The organism is Pollutimonas subterranea (assembly GCF_002849655.1).
Taxonomy (GTDB): domain Bacteria; phylum Pseudomonadota; class Gammaproteobacteria; order Burkholderiales; family Burkholderiaceae_B; genus Pollutimonas; species Pollutimonas subterranea.
This window is the reverse complement of the sequence record NZ_PDNW01000001.1, coordinates 248,441-270,596: the sequence shown is the minus strand read 5'-3', so window position 1 is coordinate 270,596 and position 22,156 is coordinate 248,441. Positions and strand designations below refer to the sequence as shown.

Below are 22,156 nucleotides of genomic sequence, written 5' to 3'. Positions count from 1 at the left end.
TGCGCCAAAGTTATACTCAATAACACTTTGTTCTTCAGTACCGCCCGTTGCCTTACTAACCCCTCGATCGAGATTTCCCATTGAAAAAAGGCTTTTATCTGGTCATGATAGCCCAGGCGTTTTCGTCCGTGGCAGACAATGCATTGCTCATCGCCGCCATCGCGTTAATTGCTGATCTGCAGGGCCCCGACTGGATGGCGCCAATGATGAAATGGTGGTTTGCGCTGGCCTACGTTGCGCTGGCTGCGTTTGTAGGTGCCTTTGCCGATGCATTTCCCAAAGGAAGGGTGATGTTCATCACCAATGCGATCAAGGTGGGCGGATGCCTGCTGATGTTCTACTGTCAAAGCTTTGGCCTGGCCAACCACGAGCAGTTATTCCTGGTGTTTTGCGCTTACACCCTTGTCGGCATCGGGGCGGCTGCATACTCACCAGCCAAGTATGGCATCGTCACCGAAATGCTGCCCCCGGAACTTCTGGTGAAGGGAAACAGCTGGATCGAAGGGCTTACCGTTCTCTCCATTATTGCCGGCACCGTGCTGGGCGGTGTACTCATCAGCCCGGCGGTTTCGCAAGCATTGCTGGCTCAGCCATGGATCAACTCGCTGGTGCAGACCCGAACGGAAGCCGCTATCTTGTGCATCGGCGTAGTGTACCTGGTCGCTGCGGCGACCAATTTGCTGATACCTTCCACTCACGTGCGCTATCCAAAGCAACACAGGAACCCCATTACGCTGATCAGCGACTTCGGCGGCTACGTCCGCATACTCTGGCACGACAAGATCGGGCAGATTTCGCTTGCCGTAACCACGCTGTTCTGGGGCGCGGGCGCTACCCTGCAGTTCATTGTCATCGAATGGGGCGCGAGACACCTGGGCTATCGCCTTGACCAGGCTTCCGTGCTGATGGGCGTAGCCGCAATAGGAACGGTTGGCGGCTCCATCCTTGCCGGTCGGGTGCCATTGAAGCGCGCCTTGTCGGTCCTGCCGGTAGGCGTAATAATGGGCTTTGCAGTAATGCTGATGCCCATCGTGCACGAACGCTGGGCGGTATATAGCGTACTGCTGATCATCGGCGGACTATCCGGATTTTTCGTGGTGCCGATGAACGCGCTGCTACAACATCGTGGACATGTCCTGCTTTCGGCCGGGCATTCCATTGCCGTGCAAAACTTCAATGAACAATTGAATATCCTGCTGATGCTGGCCCTTTACAGCCTTATGTTGTGGCTGAACCTGCCCATCAACGTGATCATCATCATCTTCGGTTTGCTGGTCGCATCGCTGATGCTGCTATTCATCTACTGGAATCGTTGTAATCATCGAGCTGACCCACGCCTGGAAAGTACGATAGGGCAGCACGGACACGGCCAGGCGCTAAGGCACTAGTGCGTTGATTGCTGGTTGAGCGCGGCGTGCTCTGCAACGACAGCGCGCGCAAGATTCAAGTCTTGCCACGCGTCCGCTTTATGCTGCGGTCGTAGCAGCAGCGCCGCCGGATGGTAGGTCACCACCAGCGGAATAGCCAGTCCATCCTCGCTGTCTATATGGTGAACATGCCCGCGCAATGCTTCAAAATCGCTATCAGTCGCCAAGAGGGCCTGCGCAGCCAGCTTACCCAATGCCAGGATACGACGCGGCTTCAGCAGCGTTATCTGGCGCCGCAAATAAGGCAGGCAGGCGTCGATTTCTTCGGAACGCGGAGTCCGATTGCCCAAGGGGCGGCATTTAACCAGATTGGTGAAAAATACGGTGGATTTCTGAACGCCGATTGAAGAAAGCATAGCCTCGAGCAACGCGCCCGGTCGCCCCTGGAACGGCAAGCCCATTCTGTCATCATGTTCGCCTGGCGCTTCGCCGACCAGCAGCCATTCCGGCGAGTCGGCGGCGCCAGTACCAAAGACTGTCTGGCTACGCCCGGCATGCAGCCCACATGCCGCGCAGACAGCAATATGATCCTGCAAGGCCTCCCAAACGTCGGGCACGATCCGTGCATCGGCGACTTCCGGCAAGCCAGGAGACGCCTGGGGGACAGCGATCGCTTTCGGAGGCGGTGGTGGGGGCGGCGTCAAGCTGGGGCGTTGCGTGACCGGAGGCTCCGGCATAGGCTTCGCAATGACCACCGCAGGCGCCGACACACCGTCGGTTCGCCCGCTGTTTGCGGCATAACGGGCAAGCATGCGCTTATCGAGGCCGACTTCCTGCAACCAGGCGAGCTGCAACGCAGTAAGCGCCGGTGCACCCAGAACATCAAGCTCGTTCATGCCGCGTCCAACCGTTTTTCCATGACGCAGGCGTCTTCGCGCTGACCATACCCCGAGGGATAATAGTCTTTGCGAACTGCAAGCTGGGTGTAGCCATGGTGCCGATAAAACGCCAGGGCGTTGTCGTTCGACGGCCGGACTTCAAGAACAACGGCGGGTAAGCCACGTGCCATCGCCTCGCGCTCACACAGCCTCAGCAAGGATGCGCCAACGCCCTTCTTCTGGCATGATGGCGATACCGCTATGACGAGCAGGTGAGCCACGTCGGGAGCGAACATGACCATGCAGAAGCCGGCAACACGCCCTTCCTGCCAGGCAACCCATGCGCCATAACCGGCCTTCAGCCCATCGGCGAAGTTGCCGCGCGTCCAGGGGAATGACTGCACCGACTGCTCGATGATCGCAACCTGGTCGAGATCGCTGGCTGTCATGGGCCGTATGGCGGCCACATGCTGGAGCGCCTTGGGATTTCCGCCCTTGCCCCCTTCACGCTCGAGCGTCGTGTACGCCACTTTATCCCTTACGTACAAAGGTGCCGCGAGCGCCGGGTCGATACCGCATCCGGTATGCCAAGCAATAAGGGCCAGGCGTGCGATCGTTTCCGCATCGGGCCGCAGAGGCGGCCCAAGCTGCAGGTCAGGCTGCTCAATCTGCAATTGCGCGAGCTCGGGATAGGCAGTGAGCGCATCCCCTATAAGTCGCACAGGCAGTACACCCGGATGTTCGGATTCCCATGCCGGCCGGGAAAGCTGCAGCCAGGGGCCAACGTCTGCGGCATTCAGCAGAATGGGTTCCTGAAGCTGGCGCCACCCGCTCGCCGCATCGCCGTCGGCCAGATAGGCAGCGAGATAGACTTCGCCCATCCGGGCATCCTGAAGCACCACTGTTACCGGACACAATGCCGTCGCCGGATCGAAATCGCGCGCGGCCACCGCCTGTAAGGACGCGATCGGCAAGACCGGGATGCCGAGCCCGAATCCGACTCCCTGCGCCACCCCGCAAGCCACCCGCAGACCCGTGAAACCGCCCGGACCCTGGCCAAAGGCTACCGCGCTCAAGTCGCTGCGAAGAATACCCGCCTGCGCCAGCAAGTTGTCTGCCATGGGCAGCAAGCGTTCAGCATGCTCGCCGGTGGCGTCATGATCCATCGTGCGTAGATGTAAACGCCCGTCGGCCTGCGTCAGCAGGGCAACTCCGCATAGGCTGGACGACGTCTCAAGCGCTAAAATGTGTAAAGTCATGAGTGCATTTTAAACGTGGCGGCGATATCATTGGAAAAGACGGAAAAGCGTAAGACATTCGGCTGACAGACGGCCCGCTATCCCCACTCTAAACTAATGCTGTCAAGGGCCTCTTTTCAAGACATGTAGTCGTTTGCTTCGCAATTGAACACTGCAAAATTGTAGTAAGTGCTACGCCCTTTATATCCAGATACTTATTATGTAATATCTTGCAACGAGGCCTATACGGGCAAACTCTGCCCTGTTACATTTTCCCCATGAATACACAAAACCAATCTCTATCTCGCAAAATTCTCGTCGTCGACGACGACCCCCGGCTCCGCGATTTGCTGCGCCGGTATTTGTCGGAACAGGGTTTCAATGTTTTCGTCGCCGAAGATGCCAAGGAAATGGGCAAATTGTGGCAGCGCGAGCACTTCGACCTTCTCGTTCTGGACCTGATGCTGCCTGGTGAAGATGGACTCTCGATCTGCCGCCGACTGCGTGGCGGGCACGACAACACACCCATCATTATCCTTACCGCGAAAGCCGAAGAAATCGACCGCATCGTCGGCCTTGAGATGGGCGCTGACGACTATCTCTCCAAGCCCTTCAATCCGCGCGAACTTCTCGCCCGCGTCAACGCCATATTGCGTCGCCGGGGCACCGAAGAACATCCCGGTGCACCCAGCCAGGAAAACGAATCCATCGAATTCGGTCCTTACGTGCTGAATTTGTCCACGCGCACGCTCACTCGCAACAACGAGCAAGTTCCAATCACGACCGGCGAGTTCTCGGTACTAAAGGTGTTTGCGCGCCATCCCAAAATTCCGCTGTCGCGCGACAAACTTATGGAATTGGCCCGCGGCCGGGAATACGAAGCGTTCGATCGTAGTCTCGACGTCCAAATCTCCCGCCTTCGCAAGCTGGTTGAACCCAATCCTTCCAAGCCAGTGTTTATCCAGACGGTATGGGGCCTGGGGTATGTTTTCGTACCCGATGGCGGCCACTAACGGCAAGTGGGCGTAACCTTGCAGGAACAGGTTTTGTCCGCAGCCCCCAAGGAACACAAAAAGGTCAAGCCGCGTTTGCGGCTTGGCCTATTCAGTCGTTCCTTCCTTCTCCTGGCGGGACTGATGCTGGTCAGCCTGGGCGCGTGGCTGCAGGTATTTTTCAGCATGGAAGAAGGGCCACGCGCAGCCCAGATGGCGCAACGTGTCACGACCGCGGTCAGCATTACGCGCTCCGCGCTCATCTATGCGCCGCGCAGTGTACGGCCGGCCTTGTTGCTTGACTTGGCCACCAAGGAAAGCCTGCGGGTGCAGCCTCGCGAAAGCGCTGACGTACACGAGCCATTGCCCAATTCCAATTATTGGAATCATGTTGCGGCCGATATCAAGGAACGGCTCGGCCCCGAGACGCAGATCATGTGGTCCGTCAACCAAACGCCCGGTGTATGGGTCAGCTTCGAGATCAACACCGACCAGTACTGGCTGGTGTTCGACCGGGAACAGCTGGGCCTTACCGCAGGCGCCGAATGGTTGGGATGGGGCGTAACCGCCCTGGTGCTGGCCTTGATCGGAGCGGCGATCAGCGTGCGCTTCGTAAATCGACCCCTCGCCCAACTGGCCAAGGTCGCACGGCAACTGGCGCGTGGGGAAACGCCTTCACCGCTGCCCGAGAAAGGACCGGCCGAAATTCGCGACATGAATATGGCCTTCAACAGGATGGCGCGCGATATTCGTCAAACCGAGGCGGACCGCGAAATCATGCTGGCGGGAATTTCGCACGACTTGCGCACGCCGCTCGCGCGGATGCGTCTTGAAATCGAGATGAGCGATGTCACCGACGAAGCTCGCCAGGCCATCGACGAGGATCTCGGACAAATCGACCACAGTATCGGGCAGCTCATGGAATATGCACGGCCGGCCGGTGTGGTTCCGGAACAAGGTATCGACGTCTCCTCCGTGCTTTGCGACCTGTATGAACGCGAACGCAGCCACACAGAATCCCTGGGAGGAGCGCTGACCGCATCGATCGAGCCTAACCTGTACGCCAAGATCAATGCGCACGATCTCAAGCGCATAATCAGCAACCTCATCGAAAATGCGCGTCGGTACGGACGCACACCGTCTGATGGCCGTGCTCATATCAAGCTGGTCGCACGACAGCAAGGCAATATCCTTGCCATCGAGGTTAAAGATCAAGGTGCAGGCATTGCCCCTACCGATATCCAGCGCCTGCTTCGTCCCTTCTCTCGAGGGGAATCCGCACGCACCGGCGTCAGTGGCGCCGGACTGGGACTCGCCATCGTAGAACGGCTCCTGGGACAAGTCGGCGGGCAACTGGAACTGATTTCACATCCCAAAGGCGGATTGGTTGCGCGCATCGAGATTCCAAAGGTACGGGTTAGGAATTTTCAATTAGACACCGATAGTTAATAGCGTAGAATTTATGATCGGCGTATGACATACGACCGCACATGACCGACTTACTTACGATCAGGAGTTCACATGAAAACAGTAGGCGATAAGCTCGAACCCTTCAAAGTAGCCGGCGTCAAGCCCGGCTTCAATATGCATGAAGAGAACGGCGTCTCCGCGTTCGAAGAGATCACCGAAAGTTCATTTCCCGGGAAGTGGAAAATCATTTATTTCTATCCCAAGGATTTCACCTTTGTGTGCCCTACTGAAATCGTAGGCTTCAATGCGCTTGCCCAGGACTTCGAAGACCGTGACGCCGTCCTCATGGGCGGCTCGGTCGACAACGAGTTCGTCAAGCTGGCATGGCGCCGCGAGCACTCAGACCTGAGCAAACTGGGCCACTATCAGTTCGGTGACACCACGGGCGCGCTGGTCGATCAACTGGGCATCCGTGAAAAAACCGAGGGTGTATCCCTGCGGGCCACGTTTATTGTCGATCCCGACAACATCATCCAGCACGTTTCGGTGAACAACTTGAATGTAGGTCGCAATCCGGAAGAAGTCTTGCGCCTGCTCGACGGCCTGCAAACCGACGAGCTTTGCCCATGCAACCGGGCTGTGGGCGGCGATACGCTTTAACCATGGAATTCCTACCGACCATCAAGGCCATGATTCCCGATTGGGCCAAGGACATACGCTTGAATCTGGACGGCACCATCGCCCGGTCCTCGCTGAAGGCGGAAGACGCAACAGGAGTCGCTTTGGCCGCAGCCTACGCCGCACGCAGCCACACCCTGGTGACTGCATTCAAGACCGGCTTAACCGACGCAGATGCCACCGGTGTACTGACGGCAGCTGCCCTCATGGGGATGAACAACACCTATTATCCTTATGTGGAAATGTCGGGTGATGAGCAACTGAAAACGTTGCCGGCGCAGCTGCGCATGAACGCATACGCCACGCATGGCGGTATCGATCAAGGCCGATTCGAACTCTTCGCCCTAGCGGCATCCATCGTGGGTAAATGCCAGTTCTGCGTAAACTCGCACTACGCCAACCTGAAGAAGGCTGGATACACGGCCGAACAGCTGCGCGACGTGGGACGTATCGCCTCGGTAGTAAACGCCGCCGCACAGGTAATCACGGCCGAAGGCCGGTAGGAAAGCCCCACACCCGCAAGCCGGACAGCCCACGGTCCGGCGATCCGGCGATCCATCGATCAGTAGACCGTCCAGTGCTGCGGTCGACGCCAGGTCAAGCCCTTGCCAATAACACTACGACAGTGGCGGCTATGCCTTCCTGGCGGCCCAGATAGCCAAGGCTCTCATTCGTCTTGGCTTTAATATTCACATTCTCGGTCGATATGGACAGGTCCGTAGCGATATTGGCCACCATTAGCGCTGCATGCGGCCCGATCTTGGGCGCCTGGGCGTGCACCGTCGCGTCTATGTTGACGACGGTCCAGTCCTTTTGCCTTACCTTTTGCATTGCGGCCCGCAACAGGACCCTGCTATCCGCGCCCTTGTAGGCCGGATCGGTGTCGGGAAAATGGCGGCCGATATCGCCCAGGCCAGCGGCCCCGAGAATGGCATCGGTGAGGGCGTGCAGCAGCACGTCGGCATCGGAATGGCCCAGCAAACCGTGGGTATGCGGAATAGTGACACCACCGATTATCAGGGGACGGTCCTTCACCAGGGCATGGACATCGAAGCCCTGACCGATGCGTACCGGAAAATTCATGTTCTGCTCCATAAATGAACTTCGTGCTTACAACCACTTTTCCATCAAATCGAAGTCCTGCGGCCAAGTCACCTTGAAATTACGCGGCGATCCTGGAATCAGGCAAGGGGCATGGCCGGCCATTTCCATGGCAGAGGCCTCATCGGTTACTTCGCCCCTTGCGATATCTTCACGCTGCAAGGCATCCAGCAGGTGCGAGGCGGGAAACATCTGAGGTGTCTGCGCGAGCCACAGGCAATCGCGCTTTAGTGTCCTGTCGATAGTGGCCAAGGTATCGCCTGTTGCAGACGCAAGCGTATCAGGCCCGTCCGTGAGCGGGTAGGCCTGCTTCACCGTATCGGCAATCGGCAGTGCAAGCAGGCCGCCCGTATTCAATTGGAGGCAGCTATCAATAAGCCGCGCCAAGGCGTCAGCCGGCAAGCCCGGCCGGGCCGCATCATGGACCAATACCCAGTCTTCAGCGGCCAGATCGGCGTCCAGCAATGCCGCGGCTACCGTTTGAGCGCGAGTGGGACCTCCACAGGGCCGCCATATGGTCCGCTCCAGGCCGGCCAAGGCCTGCTCCACCCAGATGTCGTGCGCGGCCACGGCCACCCTTACCTGCGCGATGCGCGCATCGGCGAGCAATGCCCTCACCGCCCAGCGCAACATGGGCTCGCCGTTCAATAGCCGGTACTGCTTGGGCAACGCCGCTGCGTTCAGCCCCATGGCCCGTCCGCCCTCATGGCCGGCAGAAGCATGCCGGGTCAGTACGGCATCGGCGGACAGGGCGCGCGCGCCGATGCCGGCGGCCGGAACAATTGCAATCAGTTTCTTATACATAGGAAAGGCATTTTATAATGACAATCTACATGAATATAGAAATCACCCCTCCCCCGTCTCTCCCCTCTACCAAATCCGTGCTCGCCGGCTTGAAGCCCGGGCAGCGGAACGCGCAACCTATCCCGCCGGGGTCAGGTGATGCATGGATGCTCGCCGACTTGGCGCGCGCCTCCCGGCACACACTTGTTGTGCTTTGCGCCGAGCCCCTGGCCGCTCAGCGCTTGGCCGAGGAAATCCTGTTATTCGCGCCCGAACTGCGCTTGCGTCAACTTCCCGACTGGGAGACCTTGCCCTACGACAGTTTTTCTCCTCATCAGGATCTGATTTCAGAGCGCTTGCGTACATTGCATGCGTTGATGCAGGAAAGCGTCGATATCCTTACGGTTCCCGTCACGACCGCGCTGTACCGACTTGCACCGCCCGAATTTCTTGCCGCCTATACGTTTTCGTTCAAGCAAGGGGATGCACTCGACGAAGAGGGGCTGCGCCGGCAGCTTACCCTGGCCAACTATACCCATGTCACCCAGGTGACCGCGCCGGGCGAGTTCTGCATCCGTGGCGGCCTGATCGACCTGTTTCCGATGGGTTCGGTCCTGCCCTACCGCCTGGATCTGTTCGACGACGAAATTGAATCAATTCGAAGCTTCGATATCGACACCCAGCGCAGCCTGTACCCGGTCAAGGAAGTCCAGTTGCTGCCGGGCCGCGAATTTCCGATGGACGAAACCGCGCGCAATCAGTTTCGCGCACGCTTTCGGGAAATCTTCGAAGGCGACCCGTCGCGCGCCCTGCCCTACAAAGACATAGGCAACGGCATTGCATTCGCGGGTATCGAGTATTACCTGCCGCTGTTTTTCAACCATACGGCCACGCTGTTCGACTATCTTCCCGCTCAATCGCTGACGGTGACACTGGGCGACATCACCCAGGCCGTCCAACGATTCGCACACGATACGCAAGGCCGATATCAGTTTCTGAAAAGCGATCGGGAACGCCCGGTGTTGCCGCCGGAACAACTCTTCCTCAGCGAAGAGGACCTGTTCACGCAACTGAAGCTCTTCGGCAGGCTGGCCCTGGTCGGTGATGGGCCGCATCCCGATTTCCAATCCGCCCCGAATGCCGCAATCGTCCGGCGCGCCGAAGATCCCGTCGCCAGCCTGCGTGCATTGCTTAACCAGAATCACGGCCGCATCGCCTTGTGCGCGGACTCCGCCGGAAGACGTGAGACGCTGCTGCAAATGCTTGAGGAATTCGGCATAAAACCAGATTTCGCCAGCGAAACCCTGCAAGATTTTTTGGTGTCGGAAAGCCGTTTTGCTCTGGTGATCGCGCCAGTCTCCAGCGGCTTTGTGCTGGTCGATCAGGCGCTCACGCTACTGACCGAGAACGATCTTTATCCAAGCCAGGCCCGTCCAACCCGCCGCGGCAAGCGCGCACAGGAACATGCCAGCGATGTGGAAGCCATGGTGCGCGACCTGTCGGAACTGCGCGAAGGCGATCCCGTCGTGCACGCCCAGCATGGCATCGGCCGCTACTGCGGCCTTATCGAGATGGATCTCGGCGAAGGCTTGATGGAGCTCCTGCATCTCGAGTATGCCAACGGCAGCACCTTGTATGTGCCCGTGGCGCAGCTGCATGTGATCGCCCGCTACAGCGGCTCAGACCCCGATCATGCTCCATTGCATCAACTGGGCTCGGGCCAGTGGGACAAGGCACGGCGCAAGGCCGCCAAACAAGTACGCGACGCCGCTGCCGAACTCCTCGCCCTATATGCCCAACGGGCTGCCCGCGAAGGGTATCGGTTCAAGCTCCCCGTCAACGATTACCATGCCTTCGCCGAAGGCTTCGGCTTCGAAGAGACACCGGATCAGGCGGCCGCCATCGAAGCCGTGATCGGCGACATGACATCGGGACGGCCTATGGACCGACTGGTGTGCGGCGACGTCGGTTTCGGCAAGACCGAAGTAGCGCTACGCGCAGCGTTCCTGGCGGTACTCAACGGCAAACAGGTTGCATTGCTGTGCCCCACGACCCTGCTGGCTGAACAGCACGCCCAGACCTTCTCCGACCGCTTTGCCGATTGGCCCGTGAAAGTCGTGGAGCTGTCGCGCTTCCGATCAGGCAAAGAAGTAGCCACCGCCATCCAGGGGCTGAATGATGGCCGCGTCGATATCGTCATCGGCACCCATAAGATATTGTCCAAAGATGTGATATTCAAGCGCCTCGGCCTGGTTATCATCGATGAAGAACATCGCTTTGGCGTACGCCAGAAAGAAGCGTTGAAAACATTGCGCGCCGAGGTCGATGTGCTGACCCTTACCGCAACGCCCATACCGCGCACCCTGGGCATGTCGCTGGAAGGCATACGCGACTTTTCCGTGATTGCGACAGCGCCCCAGAAACGGCTAGCCATCAAGACTTTCGTGCGGCGGGAGGACAAAAGCACCATACGCGAAGCCCTGCTGCGCGAACTCAAGCGCGGCGGCCAGATCTATTTCCTTCATAACGAAGTCGACACCATTCAGAACCGGCGCGCAAGTCTGGAAGAGCTGGTGCCTGAAGCCCGCATAGCGGTCGCCCATGGACAAATGGCAGAACGCGAACTTGAAGAGGTCATGAAGGGCTTTTATCAACAGCGCTATAACGTGCTGCTTTGCACGACCATCATCGAGACAGGCATTGACGTACCCACCGCCAATACTATCGTCATACACCGCGCCGACCGGCTCGGCCTGGCGCAGCTGCACCAATTGCGCGGTCGGGTGGGTCGCTCCCATCACCAGGCGTATGCCTATTTGATGACGCCGGGCGAAGATGCGATCACGTCCAACGCCAAGAAACGCCTGGAAGCCATACAAGCCATGGAAGAACTGGGCGCGGGCTTTTTCCTGGCCATGCATGACCTGGAAATACGGGGCACCGGTGAAGTCCTGGGCGAATCCCAGTCGGGCAACATCCAGGAAATTGGCTTCTCGATGTATTCCGACATGCTCAATGCCGCCGTCCGGGCGCTGAAGTCCGGCGAAGAGCCTGATCTGGACTCGCCATTTGCCGCGCTGTGTGAAGTGAATCTGCACGCCTCCGCGCTGCTGCCTTCGGACTTTTGTCCGGACGTGCATGCACGGCTGGGCTTCTACAAGAAACTGTCGCATGCCAAGCATGAAGACGACCTGATCATGATTCAGGAAGAGCTGATAGACCGCTACGGCAAGCTGCCCGAGGCCGCGCAGACGCTGCTTGCGACCCATCGATTACGCCTTCATGCCGAACCACTGGGCATTATCAAGATCGACGCCAGCGATGCCCAGGCCATGATCCAGTTCTCGGCCAAGCCGAATGTCGAACCGATGCGCATCATTGAGCTCGTCCAGAAGCAACGCGAGGTACGACTTGCCGGACAGGACAAGCTCAAAATTGAAATCAAGCAGGGCCAGCAGATCAGCGCCCGCATTGAAACGATACGCAAAGTCCTGCGGTCTTTGGCTTAACCCTCGAAGGATCGGCTGCGCCGCAGGCCGACCGAGACGATCTGCGCTGTAAGGCCGTACTTACTAATGGCTCAGGCGGAACCAGTTCAATATTGCGTCAAGCGGGCTTACGTTCAGCGCATAATTGGCCTGCTGCCGCACCACCGGCTTGGCGCGATACGCCACGGAATACTGGGCCAGCGCCAGCATCTTCAGGTCGTTGGCACCATCTCCCACGGCGATGATCTGTTCAGGGCCGGCTCCGAGGTCGTCGGCCAGCAGTTTCAACTGGTTTGCCTTGCCTTGCGCATCGACAATCGTGCCGACGACTTTACCCGTAAGCTTGCCCTGGTTCGTACCCAGCAAATTGGCGTGGCAGGCATCCAGTGACAGGCGCTCTTTCAGCCGCTCAGTAAAGAACGTGAATCCGCCGGAAACCAGCAGCGTCTTCAACCCGGTTTTCCTGGCGGTCGAGACCAGCTTTTCGGCACCCGGGTTAAGTCGCAAGCGCTGCTCGTACACCTGCTCCAGCGCGGTAATCGGCACACCTTCCAGCAAGGCCACGCGCCGTATCAGACTTTCGGAAAAATCGGTGATCTCGCCCCGCATGGCCGCTTCGGTGATCGCGGCCACTTCGGCTTTGCGCCCGACCATATCGGCGATCTCATCGATGCACTCGATATTGACCAACGTGGAGTCCATATCCATGGCCAGTATCCGGCAATCGCGAAGCCGCGCGATTTGCTCGAAGAACGCATAATCAATACCGAACTCGGCGCAACACGCTTCGACCGCGACCCGTTCGTCATTGTCGACATCAAGCAGACGCACGGCTGTACTGCCCAGGTCCTGCACTCCGCCGGCATTGGCGATAGCCGCGATTTTTTCGATATTGGCCGCGACGAGGTTAGGAGCTTGAAGAATAAGGTGGGTCATAGGAAATAGATCATAAAAAAGCGTCAGGATGTTGCACTGCAAGGCGGCCGCAACAACATGAAGATGTAAATGTTGCGAGCCATTTTAACTGCTTACCAACGAAGCCTTATCCAGCCCTGATTCGGCGTTATGATTAACGCCGTTTCCCGGCTTCGGCCAGGCTGTACACAGGACAGGAGCTTCCTGTTTTCCCACGATAAGTCAATGCCAGCGCATCACTCCCCGGCGCGCCCCGCAGTAAGCGAAACTAGACCTCATTTCATGAAAAAAATCTTGTTGTCCGGTCTGCTGTGCCTGTGCATGGTGTTCACGCTCGCCATCGCCCAGGCCGCCGACACCGATCCAAAGATAGAGCCGGAAAAAGTGCTGGATACGGCACGCGTCCAAATGGATACGGTACGCAAGAAGCTGGAGGCCTTGAGCGACAAGCCCCTGGATGACGCGCAGCTTGCCGACTTGCGCGGCACCGCGCTCAAGGCACAAGCCCAGGTTGAGGCGGTCGCAAGCGACATCGACCCTCAACTGGCCGGTGTCAAAGCACGTCTGGCCGAACTCGGCACCCCGACAGAAGGCACACCCGAAACGCCCGACGTTGCCGAACAACGCAAAGAGCTCACAAAGAACACCAGTACGCTGGATGCGCAGATGAAACTGGCCAGGCTCATCGCCGTCGAGGCGGGCCAGGCATCCGAGCAGATACTCAAATTGCGGCGGACTCAGTTTCAGGCTCAACTCGGACGCCGCACGTCATCAATTGCCGCGCCGACATTCTGGAACGACCTGCTGGCTGAGTGGCCTCAGGACCTGGGCCGGCTGGAGCCGTTGCGAGAGCAGTTGACGACATTGTTCCGTACGACACCTGCGGGCATCCATGCCATCGCGTTGGTGGCCATCCTGCTGATCATAGGCTTGCGCATCCGGGCTGGCCGTGCACTGATCCAGATGAGCATTACCCGGGTCGCCCCTGGCCGGTTGCGAAGGTCATTGCACGCCTCGGTACGCGTGTTGCTTGCCACCGCGACACCCGGCCTTGTGATCGGCGCCCTATACCTGGGCTTGAGCGCAAACAACGATATCCCGGACCCGGTAAAGTCATTCCTCAATCAAGCCATCGGCATCGCCTGCTTCGCCGGATTCGTCACCGGACTAGGCAATGGGCTGCTTCTGCCGGGGCGCCCCACATGGCGCCTTCCCCCGATCAGCGACGCCGTGGCGTCCAGCCTTCGGTGGTTTCCCCTTGCGCTGGCCATCGTCCTGTCGATCGGCTGGGCGGCACAGCGACTTGCCATCCTGGTCAATGCCAGCCTGGTGGCCACCGTCGCCCTGGACTACATCACCGCCCTGGCACTCTGCATCACACTGGGGCTGGCGATGCAACGCATTTATAGTGCTACCCGCCTTGCGCTGGACGACGAGCCTCAGGCCCCGGCACCTTCGCCCCTGTGGCTTTCACTGTCGCGCGGTGCCATGTGGATCGCGCTGGCAGCCAGCATTGTGTGCCTGCTGAGCGGCTACGTCGCCCTGGGCAGTTTCATTATCAAACAACTGGTCTGGATAGGCCTTGTGCTGGGCTCCACCTATCTGATCACCGGCCTGGTCGATGACACGTGCGCCAGCCTGCTGGCATCGGCCAAGCGCAACAGCGGCGACGATGGACATAGCCGTCCCTGGTTCCGTGCACGGAGCCAGGCGACCGTTCTCATATCCGGCGTGCTGCGCTTGCTGCTGGTCTTGTTCGCCTTGATGCTGTTGCTCTCACCGTTCGGCGGCGGGCCCGGCGAGTGGCTGCGCCAGATTGACCACCTGCATGCCGGCATCGCCATTGGCGAAGTGCAGATCCGCCCTATTTCGGTCCTGACGGCCATACTTGTCCTGCTTCTCAGCTTCGGAGCCGTCAAGCTGCTGCAACGCTGGCTTGCTGATCAGTATCTGCCGACCACCAGCCTGGATTCCGGCATGCGGCTGTCCACGGCGACACTGTTCGGCTACGCCGGTTATGTCGTCGCTATCGCGTTATCATTGTCCGCCGTTGGCATAAGCCTGGACCGGGTGGCATGGATCGCCAGCGCATTATCGGTCGGCATCGGCTTCGGCCTGCAGGCCGTCGTGCAAAACTTCATCTCGGGCCTGATTCTGCTTGCCGAGCAACCCGTCAAGGTGGGCGATTGGGTGTCATTGGGCGGCATCGAAGGCGACATTCGCCGCATCAACGTGCGTGCCACGGAAATCCAGATGGGTGATCGCTCTACGGTGATCGTGCCCAATTCGGAGTTCATCACAAAAGTCGTGCGTAACGTCACCCATGCCAACCCGTTGGGACGCGTCCAGATAAAACTCGCATTGCCTGTGGACACGCATGCAGACCAAGTGCACGACCTGATGCTTCTCGCCTTCCAGGAGAATGCCGAAGTATTGGATGAACCCCAACCCGACGTCATGCTGGACGGCGTGGACGCCACAGGCCTGATTTTCAATGCAACCGGCTACGTAGGGTCCCCGCGATCAGCCTACCGTGTGCGTAGCGCGCTATTGTTCGAAATATTGAAGCGCCTGCGCGAGGCCGATCTGCCTTTGGTCAATCCACCTACCATGGTCTTAAAAGAGGTCGACCCGCAACCCCGACCTGCCGGGTAAATTACGGCAGTTTTCGGGCAGGGACAGCTTTGGGGCGACGCAGTAGATAGCGATACACGAAGCCCGGATATCCCAATACCAGGAACAGGCTCAGTGTTACTGCATAGAATTCCCAGTCCTGAGGAAAGCGGTTGCCCATATTGACTTCGAAGGCGAAACCCAGGATGCCAACCATGCCATAGAACACCATCAATTCCAGCAAGCGCACAAAAAAGGATTTCTGAATCACGTAGGCGCGGCTGCGCCAGCCGGGGTAGGTCAACAGCGCCGCAACCACCAGAGCCACGCCGCCAATCTTGGCAAGGAACAGGGTCACCGACGCCAGGTCGGATGCCATCACCAACGCTCCACCTATTAGTCCAAATGCGCCATAAGCCAATGCGGCGAGCAGGCCAAAGAACAGCAAGGAAAAAATCCACTGCATCCATGCCGGGGCAGTAGGCTCACCCTTTTGTGTCCACGGCAATATCAGGAAAGGCCGTTCCAAGACAAAAGGAAGATTAGCCGTTATCAAAGACAATCCGATAAGAATCCAAACGGCAAATGACTGATTCATCAACTACTTCCTATGGCCTTGGCTTAAGCCAGGCCTGACTGAACGGTAGAACTGGGACGCTCGCTTGCGCCATAGGTTGAACCGCGATGGCGCGTCGCAGTGCGAGCGCGCCAAGGCTTACCTAGAATTTGAGCGAACTTTCGATAACGCTGACGCACAATGCCATCAAGCCACCAGGCACTATACCCAACACGATGATCAGCAGGCCATTCACCGACATAAGGCCGCTGGTGATGATGCCGTTATTGATAGGCACCGCCTCGCCTTCCGGCTCGTCGAAGTAGGCCATCTTGACGATGCGCAGATAATAGAACGCGCCGATCAGGGAGAGCATCACGGCGACCACGGCAATCGCAATGTGGCCGGAACCGACCAGCGCCTGCAATACCGCAAGCTTGGCGTAGAAACCAGCCATGGGTGGAATACCCGTGAGCGAGAACATGGAAAGCAATAGCACCCCGGCCAGAATGGGATTACGGCGGTTCAGGCCTTTCAGGTCGGCGATATTCTCGCATTCGAAACCCTTGCGGCTAAGCAGCAGTATCAATCCGAAGGTGGACAGCGTGGTCAATACATAGATCACCATGTAGAACAGCGATGCACCATAGGCCGCGCCCGTGGCCGCGGCCTGGTCCTGCACCACTCCCGAGAGCAAGCCCAGGAACACGAAACCCATGTGCGAAATGGTCGAGTAAGCCAGCATGCGCTTGAAGTTGGTTTGTGCAATCGCCGCGATGTTGCCAATGGCCAGCGACAGCACGGCCAGGATAAGCAGCATGGGTTGCCAGTCCACCGCAATGCCGTGAAGGCCTTCGATCAGCAAGCGCAAAGTAATGGCAAAGGCGGCCAGCTTGGGCGCCGCACCCAGCAGCAAAGTAACCGCTGTGGGCGACCCCTCGTAGACATCGGGTGTCCACATGTGGAAAGGCGCGGCGGCCAGCTTGAACGCCAGCCCGGACACAATGAAGACGACCCCGAATATCAGCGGCAGGCGCTCGGCCTGTCCGCTACCTATGACTCCGGAAATAAGGGTTAGGTCAAGCTGGCCGGTCGCACCATAGATCATGGACATGCCGTACAACAGCACACCTGAAGCCATCGAGCCCAGCATGAAATACTTCATGGCGGCTTCCGTCGCCTTCAGGTCGTCGCGGCGCAATGCAACCAGGGCATACAAGGCGAACGACATGAGCTCGACGCCCAGATAGACGGTCAGCATGCTGCCGGCTGAGATCATTACCATTTGGCCCAACAAGGCGAACAGCGTCAGCGAAAACATCTCGCCGCCGTTTTTCATCATGCCGCGCGCTTCAGCGTATCCGCGCCCGTAGATCAAGGTGGCACCGACCGCCAGATAAGACAATACCTTCAGGAAGTGCGCCAGCGAATCAACCACATACAGGCCGCCGAACGAGCTGCCCTGCACCCCGTTGCTCCATTGCCAAAGAGACACGCCAGTCAGGATCAACAGCGTGACAAGGCTGAGCGTAAAGGTGATGTGACGCGATTCGGCCTTGTTCATAGCGTCGATAAGCAGTGTGACTGCGGCCAGAATCAGAAGCAGAATCTCGGGCAGGGCCAAGGCGAAGTCATAAGGATTTTGCATAATATTTCGGGTCTACAGTTTCGAGATAGAGACGTGCTGCAACAAGGCTTCCACCGACACGTGCATGACATCTGTAAACGGCTTGGGATAGATACCCATATATAACACCGCGATTGCCATGACGCCCAGGATGAAGAACTCGCGCGAGTTCAGGTCGGTCATGGCCCGTACGTTGTCGTTGGCGATATCGCCGAACGCCACGCGCTTGAGCATCCACAACGAATAGGAAGCACCGAGTATCAGCGCAAGCGCCGCAAGAAGGCCTATCCAGAAGTTGTATTGCACGGCACCCAGAATCACCGTGAACTCGCCGACAAAACCGCTGGTTGCAGGCAAGCCGCTGTTGGCCATCGAAAACAGAACAAAAAAGGTGACAAACCGCGGCATGACATTGACCACGCCGCCGTAGTCGTCGATGCGCCGCGTATGCATGCGATCGTACAAAACGCCGATACACAGGAACATTGCGCCCGACACAAACCCGTGCGAGATCATCTGGATGATCGCCCCTTCGAGCCCGGCGGTGTTGAACAGGAAGAAGCCCAACGTCACGAAGCCCATGTGGGCCACCGATGAATAAGCAACCAGCTTCTTCATATCGTCCTGGACAATGGCGACCAGTCCGATATAAATGACGGCAATCAGCGACAAGGCGATCATCATTCCGGCCAGGCTTTGCGATGCATCAGGTGCGATAGGCAGCGAAAAGCGAAGAAAACCGTATGCACCCAGCTTGAGCATGATGGCTGCCAGCACCACTGAGCCGCCCGTTGGCGCCTCGACGTGGGCGTCCGGCAACCATGTATGCACCGGCCACATCGGCACCTTGACGGCAAAGGCGGCCAGGAGCGCAAGGAAGATCAAGATTTGCGGCGTGTAGCCCAGCTTCAGCTGGTGCCAGGTCAGGATGTCGAAAGAGCCGCCCGATGCATGCCAGAGGTAGATGAATGCAACCAGGGTCAGCAAAGATCCCATCAGGGTATACAGAAAGAACTTGAATGCCGCATATACCCGGTTTGGGCCGCCCCACACACCGATGATCAAGTACATCGGAATCAGTGTGGCTTCGAAGAAGACATAGAACAGCATGCCGTCGAGCGACGCGAACACACCCACCATCAGGCCCGAAAGGATGAGGAAGGACGCCATGTACTGGGCAACCCGGTTTGTGATCACCTTCCAGCCCGCCAGCACCACGATGATGGTGATGAACGCGGTAAGCAAGAGAAACCAGATGGAGATTCCATCGATACCCAAGTGGTAGTTGACCGCGAAAGTCTCTATCCACGATGTCTTCTCGACAAACTGCATGTCGGCGGTATTGGGATTGAAGCCGAAGTACAAAGGCAAGGTCACCAGGAAACCCGCCACCGAGCCCGCCAGCGCCAGCAAACGGGTAAGTCCCGGCCGGTCGTCACGACCGACCATCAGTACGATCAGGCCGGCAATGATCGGGACGAAAATCGCAAGCGTTAACCAGGGGAAAGTAGAAGACGCCATATCGCTAGCCATCAGAGAACCGTCAGTACGAAAAAGGTTAATAAAGCCATGATCCCGATGATCATTGCGAAGGCATAGTGATAGATGTAGCCCGACTGCAAGTGGCGACTGGCAGCGGCCAACCAGCCTACAAATCGCGCGCTTCCATTGATCATGATGCCGTCTATCAGACCGCGATCACCCGCTTGCCAGAACCCTCGGCCCAGTCCGCGCACAGCCCGTGAAATGACTTGCTCGTTGAACCAGTCGGCATAGTATTTGTTGTCCAGTACGCGATTGATGACCGACAACTGCTTGTGTATGGCGGCCGGAACCCGTGGATTGATAAGGTAGCAATACCAGGCCACGACAAGACCCGCGATCATCAGCCAGAAAGGCAGCGTCACGAAGCCATGCAGCGCGTAGGCCACCCAGCCGTGCCAATGCCCGGCCAGTTCCGCCATGGCCGGATGGGCCGGCAACACGGTGATCACGCCATCGAAGAAACCGTCGAACAGCAGTGGATCGACGAAGCAGATACCTGCAATAACGGACGGAATGGCCAGCAGCACCAAAGGCAAGGTGACTACCCACGGAGACTCATGCGGTGTACCACCATGGTGGCCGTGATCGTCATGGCCGTGCTGTGCATGGCCGTGGACCGGGAAACGCTCTTTTCCGTGAAACACCAGGAAGTACACGCGGAAGGAGTACAAGGAAGTGACGAACACCCCGATCAGCGTCGAGTAATAGGCAAAATTCGCGCCCCATACATTGGCCGCGCCTGCCGCCTCGATGATGTGTTCCTTGGAGTAGAAACCCGAGAAAAACGGCGTGCCGACCAAAGCCAGGGTACCCACCAGGAAAGTAATCCAGGTAATTGGCATGTACTTGCGCAAGCCCCCCATATTGCGGATATCCTGGTCATGATGCATGCCGATAATCACCGACCCGGCTCCCAGGAACAGCAATGCCTTGAAGAAGGCGTGCGTCATCAGGTGGAAAATGGCGCCGGAATAGGCCGAGGCGCCAAGCGCAACAGTCATATAGCCCAGCTGGGACAAGGTGGAATAAGCAATAACCCGCTTGATATCAGTCTGGACAATGCCCAATATGCCGAGGAACAAGGCACCGATCGCGCCAATTACGATCATTACCGACAGTGCGGTGGCAGAGTGTTCGAACACTGGCGAAAACCGGGCAACCATGAAGATACCGGCGGTAACCATGGTGGCCGCGTGGATCAGCGCTGAAATAGGCGTGGGACCTTCCATCGAATCAGGCAACCAGGAATGCAGCGGCACTTGAGCCGACTTGCCCATGGCACCAATGAACAAGGCGATGCAGGCTACCGTCAGCAATTGCCAGTCAGTACCCGGAAAGCTCATGCCAGCCAGCTTTTCAGTCTGGGCGAACACATCGCCGTAGTGCATGCTGCCCGTGTAGGCAAACAACAGCGCAATGCCCAGCACGAACCCGAAGTCGCCCACGCGGTTCATCAGGAAGGCCTTCATGTTGGCGAAAATGGCTGTCGGACGTGTGTACCAGAAGCCGATCAACAGATAGGAAACCAGGCCCACTGCTTCCCAGCCGAAGAACAACTGGACCATGTTGTTGGACATGACCAGCATCAACATGGAAAAAGTGAACAGTGAAATATAGGAAAAGAAACGCTGGTAGCCAGGATCGTCGGCCATGTAGCCTATGGTGTAGATATGCACCATCAACGATACCGAGGTGACGACCACCATCATCAGCGCCGACAAGGAATCAATGAGAAAACCAAGCTCAAGCTTGGTGGTTCCGATGACCGTCCAGGTATAAAGCGCGCCATCAAAGGTATGTCCGTCCAGAACCTGCAACAGGACGATGACGGAGCCAATGAAGGAGATCAGCACACCCAGGATGGTAATAAGGTGGGAACCCCGGCGGCTGACGAAGCGGCCCAAAAAGCCCGTGCCGAAAAGCCCGGCCAATATGGCTCCCGCCAGGGGGGCCAGCGCAATCAATAAATATAGATTTGGTGAATTCATAGTATGTGCGTCCCATCAACCCTTGAGCTGGTCAAGTTCTTCAACGTTGATCGTATTCAGGTTGCGGAACAGCAGCACCAAAATCGCCAATCCGATGGACGCTTCAGCCGCCGCCACCGTAAGAATGAAAAAGACGAACACCTGGCCGGCGGTGTCTCCGAACCAGGTCGAAAACGCAACGAAATTCATGTTGACCGACAGCAGCATAAGCTCGATGGACATCAGCAAAATGATGATATTGCGTCGGTTCAGGAAGAAGCCGAAGATGCCGGTCGCAAACAGGATGGCGCCAAGTATCAGGTAATGAGCGAGAGTCAATGTCATTTTTTATCCCCTTGGTCTTTGTTGGTTTCGAGTCCCGCGGACGGCAGCTCGGTTTGCGAGGAGATGCTCACCAGGCGCACACGATCCTTGGCTCGCACTTTGACTTGATCGGACGGACGGTTGCGCTTGACATCGGTACGGCGGCGCAAGGTAAGCGCTATGGCCGAGACCATGCCTACCAGCAGGATGACGCCGCCTACCTGCACGGCAAACACGTAGTCGGTATACATCGCCACGCCGAGGGCATAGGTATTGTCGTAGTCGTCGGCAACAGTCGCCTGCGGGCCGGCGTCAAACCATGTCTTGGCCAGCACGAATGCCATCTCGAGCACCATGATCAAGCCTATGACCAGGCCGAGCGGCAGGTAGGTCTTGAGACCGGTGCGCAATGCTTCCAGGCGCACGTCCATCATCATGACGACGAACAGGAACAAGACCATGACGGCGCCGACATAGACGACTACCAGCAGCAGCGCCAGGAACTCGGCGCCCAGCAGCATCCAGATCATCGATGCCGTGAAGAAGGTCAGGATAAGGTGCAATACACCGGTTACGGGGCTGGTTGCGGTAATGACGCGAAACGCCGCCACGACCAGTACCAGCGCCAATACATAAAACAGGACTGTAGAAAAAATCATGAGTGTCGGGTCCGG

18 protein-coding genes and 1 pseudogene are annotated in these 22,156 nt (G+C 58.0%); 7 read left to right on the top strand and 12 right to left on the bottom strand.

The genetic code is table 11. From position 1 onward, the window contains the following. The first annotated feature begins 80 nt into the window (after positions 1 to 80). Positions 81 to 1,388: a lysophospholipid transporter LplT gene (gene lplT / locus CR159_RS01265; protein ID WP_102072173.1), complete on the top strand. Its 1,308-nt coding sequence runs from the start codon at positions 81 to 83 to the stop codon at positions 1,386 to 1,388. Here lplT and CR159_RS01260 read toward each other — a convergent pair. After that, complete coding sequence (locus tag CR159_RS01260) at positions 1,385 to 2,263, bottom strand: uracil-DNA glycosylase (protein WP_102072172.1); 879 nt, start codon at positions 2,261 to 2,263, stop codon at positions 1,385 to 1,387. The two genes, lplT and CR159_RS01260, sit on opposite strands and share 4 nt — an antisense overlap. Beyond that, positions 2,260 to 3,504, bottom strand: a complete 1,245-nt coding sequence (gene tsaB, locus CR159_RS01255; protein ID WP_102072171.1) for a tRNA (adenosine(37)-N6)-threonylcarbamoyltransferase complex dimerization subunit type 1 TsaB — start codon at positions 3,502 to 3,504, stop codon at positions 2,260 to 2,262. Before tsaB ends, CR159_RS01260 begins: the two co-directional genes overlap by 4 nt. A 257-nt stretch (positions 3,505 to 3,761) precedes the next feature. Between tsaB and ompR the strand changes: the two genes are divergently transcribed. The 4 genes from ompR (at position 3,762) to CR159_RS01235 (ending at position 7,066) form a co-directional block, all read left to right on the top strand. Then, positions 3,762 to 4,496: an osmolarity response regulator transcription factor OmpR gene (gene ompR, locus CR159_RS01250; RefSeq protein WP_073106027.1), complete on the top strand. Its 735-nt coding sequence runs from the start codon at positions 3,762 to 3,764 to the stop codon at positions 4,494 to 4,496. 33 nt (positions 4,497 to 4,529) lie between these two features. Then, positions 4,530 to 5,924 carry a sensor histidine kinase family protein gene (locus CR159_RS01245; RefSeq protein WP_233208124.1) on the top strand — a complete coding sequence of 465 codons (1,395 nt, stop codon included), beginning with the start codon at positions 4,530 to 4,532 and terminating at the stop codon, positions 5,922 to 5,924. A gap of 72 nt (positions 5,925 to 5,996) precedes the next feature. Further along, positions 5,997 to 6,545 (top strand): peroxiredoxin, encoded by a 549-nt coding sequence (locus CR159_RS01240; protein ID WP_102072170.1) that lies wholly within the window; start codon positions 5,997 to 5,999, stop codon positions 6,543 to 6,545. Between the two features lie 2 nt (positions 6,546 to 6,547). Then, positions 6,548 to 7,066, top strand: a complete 519-nt coding sequence (locus tag CR159_RS01235; RefSeq protein WP_102072169.1) for a carboxymuconolactone decarboxylase family protein — start codon at positions 6,548 to 6,550, stop codon at positions 7,064 to 7,066. A 94-nt stretch (positions 7,067 to 7,160) separates the two neighbouring features. On the opposite strand, the gene ispF is transcribed toward CR159_RS01235, so the two are convergent. Then, on the bottom strand, positions 7,161 to 7,646 hold the full coding sequence (ispF, locus tag CR159_RS01230) for a 2-C-methyl-D-erythritol 2,4-cyclodiphosphate synthase (protein WP_102072427.1): 486 nt from the start codon (positions 7,644 to 7,646) through the stop codon (positions 7,161 to 7,163). A gap of 27 nt (positions 7,647 to 7,673) precedes the next feature. Then, entirely contained in the window at positions 7,674 to 8,468 is a 795-nt protein-coding gene (locus tag CR159_RS01225; RefSeq protein WP_102072168.1) for an IspD/TarI family cytidylyltransferase, read from the bottom strand. Positions 8,469 to 8,497: 29 nt separating this feature from the next. Here CR159_RS01225 and mfd point away from each other — a divergent pair, with 29 nt between their 5' ends. Continuing rightward, complete coding sequence (gene mfd, locus CR159_RS01220; RefSeq protein WP_102072426.1) at positions 8,498 to 11,956, top strand: transcription-repair coupling factor; 3,459 nt, start codon at positions 8,498 to 8,500, stop codon at positions 11,954 to 11,956. Positions 11,957 to 12,019: 63 nt separating this feature from the next. Here mfd and serB read toward each other — a convergent pair whose 3' ends face one another. Next, positions 12,020 to 12,871, bottom strand: a complete 852-nt coding sequence (serB, locus tag CR159_RS01215) for a phosphoserine phosphatase SerB (protein WP_102072167.1) — start codon at positions 12,869 to 12,871, stop codon at positions 12,020 to 12,022. Between the two features lie 261 nt (positions 12,872 to 13,132). On the opposite strand from serB, the gene CR159_RS01210 reads away from it, so the two are divergent. Continuing rightward, complete coding sequence (locus tag CR159_RS01210; protein WP_102072166.1) at positions 13,133 to 15,505, top strand: DUF3772 domain-containing protein; 2,373 nt, start codon at positions 13,133 to 13,135, stop codon at positions 15,503 to 15,505. A 1-nt stretch (position 15,506) separates the two neighbouring features. Here CR159_RS01210 and CR159_RS22175 read toward each other — a convergent pair whose 3' ends face one another. From CR159_RS22175 to CR159_RS01180, 7 genes and pseudogenes are all read right to left on the bottom strand, one after another. Then, the gene (locus CR159_RS22175) at positions 15,507 to 15,842 is read right to left on the bottom strand and encodes a DUF2818 family protein (RefSeq protein ID WP_369406242.1); all 336 of its coding nucleotides are present in this window, start codon (positions 15,840 to 15,842) and stop codon (positions 15,507 to 15,509) included. A 126-nt stretch (positions 15,843 to 15,968) separates the two neighbouring features. Next, positions 15,969 to 16,061: pseudogene (locus CR159_RS22170) on the bottom strand (DUF2818 family protein); the annotation flags it as partial. A 121-nt stretch (positions 16,062 to 16,182) separates the two neighbouring features. Then, complete coding sequence (gene nuoN, locus CR159_RS01200) at positions 16,183 to 17,670, bottom strand: NADH-quinone oxidoreductase subunit NuoN (protein WP_199173217.1); 1,488 nt, start codon at positions 17,668 to 17,670, stop codon at positions 16,183 to 16,185. Positions 17,671 to 17,679: 9 nt separating this feature from the next. After that, a complete protein-coding gene (locus tag CR159_RS01195; RefSeq protein ID WP_199173216.1) occupies positions 17,680 to 19,182 on the bottom strand; it encodes an NADH-quinone oxidoreductase subunit M in 1,503 nt (500 codons plus the stop codon). Continuing rightward, a complete protein-coding gene (gene nuoL, locus CR159_RS01190; protein ID WP_102072162.1) occupies positions 19,179 to 21,179 on the bottom strand; it encodes an NADH-quinone oxidoreductase subunit L in 2,001 nt (666 codons plus the stop codon). The genes CR159_RS01195 and nuoL overlap by 4 nt, the downstream gene beginning before the upstream one ends. A 15-nt stretch (positions 21,180 to 21,194) precedes the next feature. Continuing rightward, on the bottom strand, positions 21,195 to 21,503 hold the full coding sequence (gene nuoK, locus CR159_RS01185; RefSeq protein ID WP_102072161.1) for an NADH-quinone oxidoreductase subunit NuoK: 309 nt from the start codon (positions 21,501 to 21,503) through the stop codon (positions 21,195 to 21,197). Beyond that, positions 21,500 to 22,141, bottom strand: a complete 642-nt coding sequence (locus CR159_RS01180) for an NADH-quinone oxidoreductase subunit J (protein ID WP_102072160.1) — start codon at positions 22,139 to 22,141, stop codon at positions 21,500 to 21,502. Before CR159_RS01180 ends, nuoK begins: the two co-directional genes overlap by 4 nt. Positions 22,142 to 22,156: the final 15 nt, after the last annotated feature.

Coding starts and splice junctions, on each gene's coding strand:
- CR159_RS01210 (WP_102072166.1), top strand. CDS start 13,133: ATGAAAAAAATCTTGTTGTCCGGTCTGCTGTGCCTGTGCATGGTGTTC.
- ompR (WP_073106027.1), top strand. CDS start 3,762: ATGAATACACAAAACCAATCTCTATCTCGCAAAATTCTCGTCGTCGAC.
- nuoK (WP_102072161.1), bottom strand. CDS start 21,503: ATGACATTGACTCTCGCTCATTACCTGATACTTGGCGCCATCCTGTTT.
- CR159_RS01240 (WP_102072170.1), top strand. CDS start 5,997: ATGAAAACAGTAGGCGATAAGCTCGAACCCTTCAAAGTAGCCGGCGTC.
- ispF (WP_102072427.1), bottom strand. CDS start 7,646: ATGAATTTTCCGGTACGCATCGGTCAGGGCTTCGATGTCCATGCCCTG.
- nuoL (WP_102072162.1), bottom strand. CDS start 21,179: ATGAATTCACCAAATCTATATTTATTGATTGCGCTGGCCCCCCTGGCG.
- serB (WP_102072167.1), bottom strand. CDS start 12,871: ATGACCCACCTTATTCTTCAAGCTCCTAACCTCGTCGCGGCCAATATC.
- CR159_RS01225 (WP_102072168.1), bottom strand. CDS start 8,468: ATGTATAAGAAACTGATTGCAATTGTTCCGGCCGCCGGCATCGGCGCG.
- mfd (WP_102072426.1), top strand. CDS start 8,498: ATGAATATAGAAATCACCCCTCCCCCGTCTCTCCCCTCTACCAAATCC.
- CR159_RS22175 (WP_369406242.1), bottom strand. CDS start 15,842: ATGGCATCCGACCTGGCGTCGGTGACCCTGTTCCTTGCCAAGATTGGC.
- CR159_RS01235 (WP_102072169.1), top strand. CDS start 6,548: ATGGAATTCCTACCGACCATCAAGGCCATGATTCCCGATTGGGCCAAG.
- tsaB (WP_102072171.1), bottom strand. CDS start 3,504: ATGACTTTACACATTTTAGCGCTTGAGACGTCGTCCAGCCTATGCGGA.
- CR159_RS01180 (WP_102072160.1), bottom strand. CDS start 22,141: ATGATTTTTTCTACAGTCCTGTTTTATGTATTGGCGCTGGTACTGGTC.
- CR159_RS01260 (WP_102072172.1), bottom strand. CDS start 2,263: ATGAACGAGCTTGATGTTCTGGGTGCACCGGCGCTTACTGCGTTGCAG.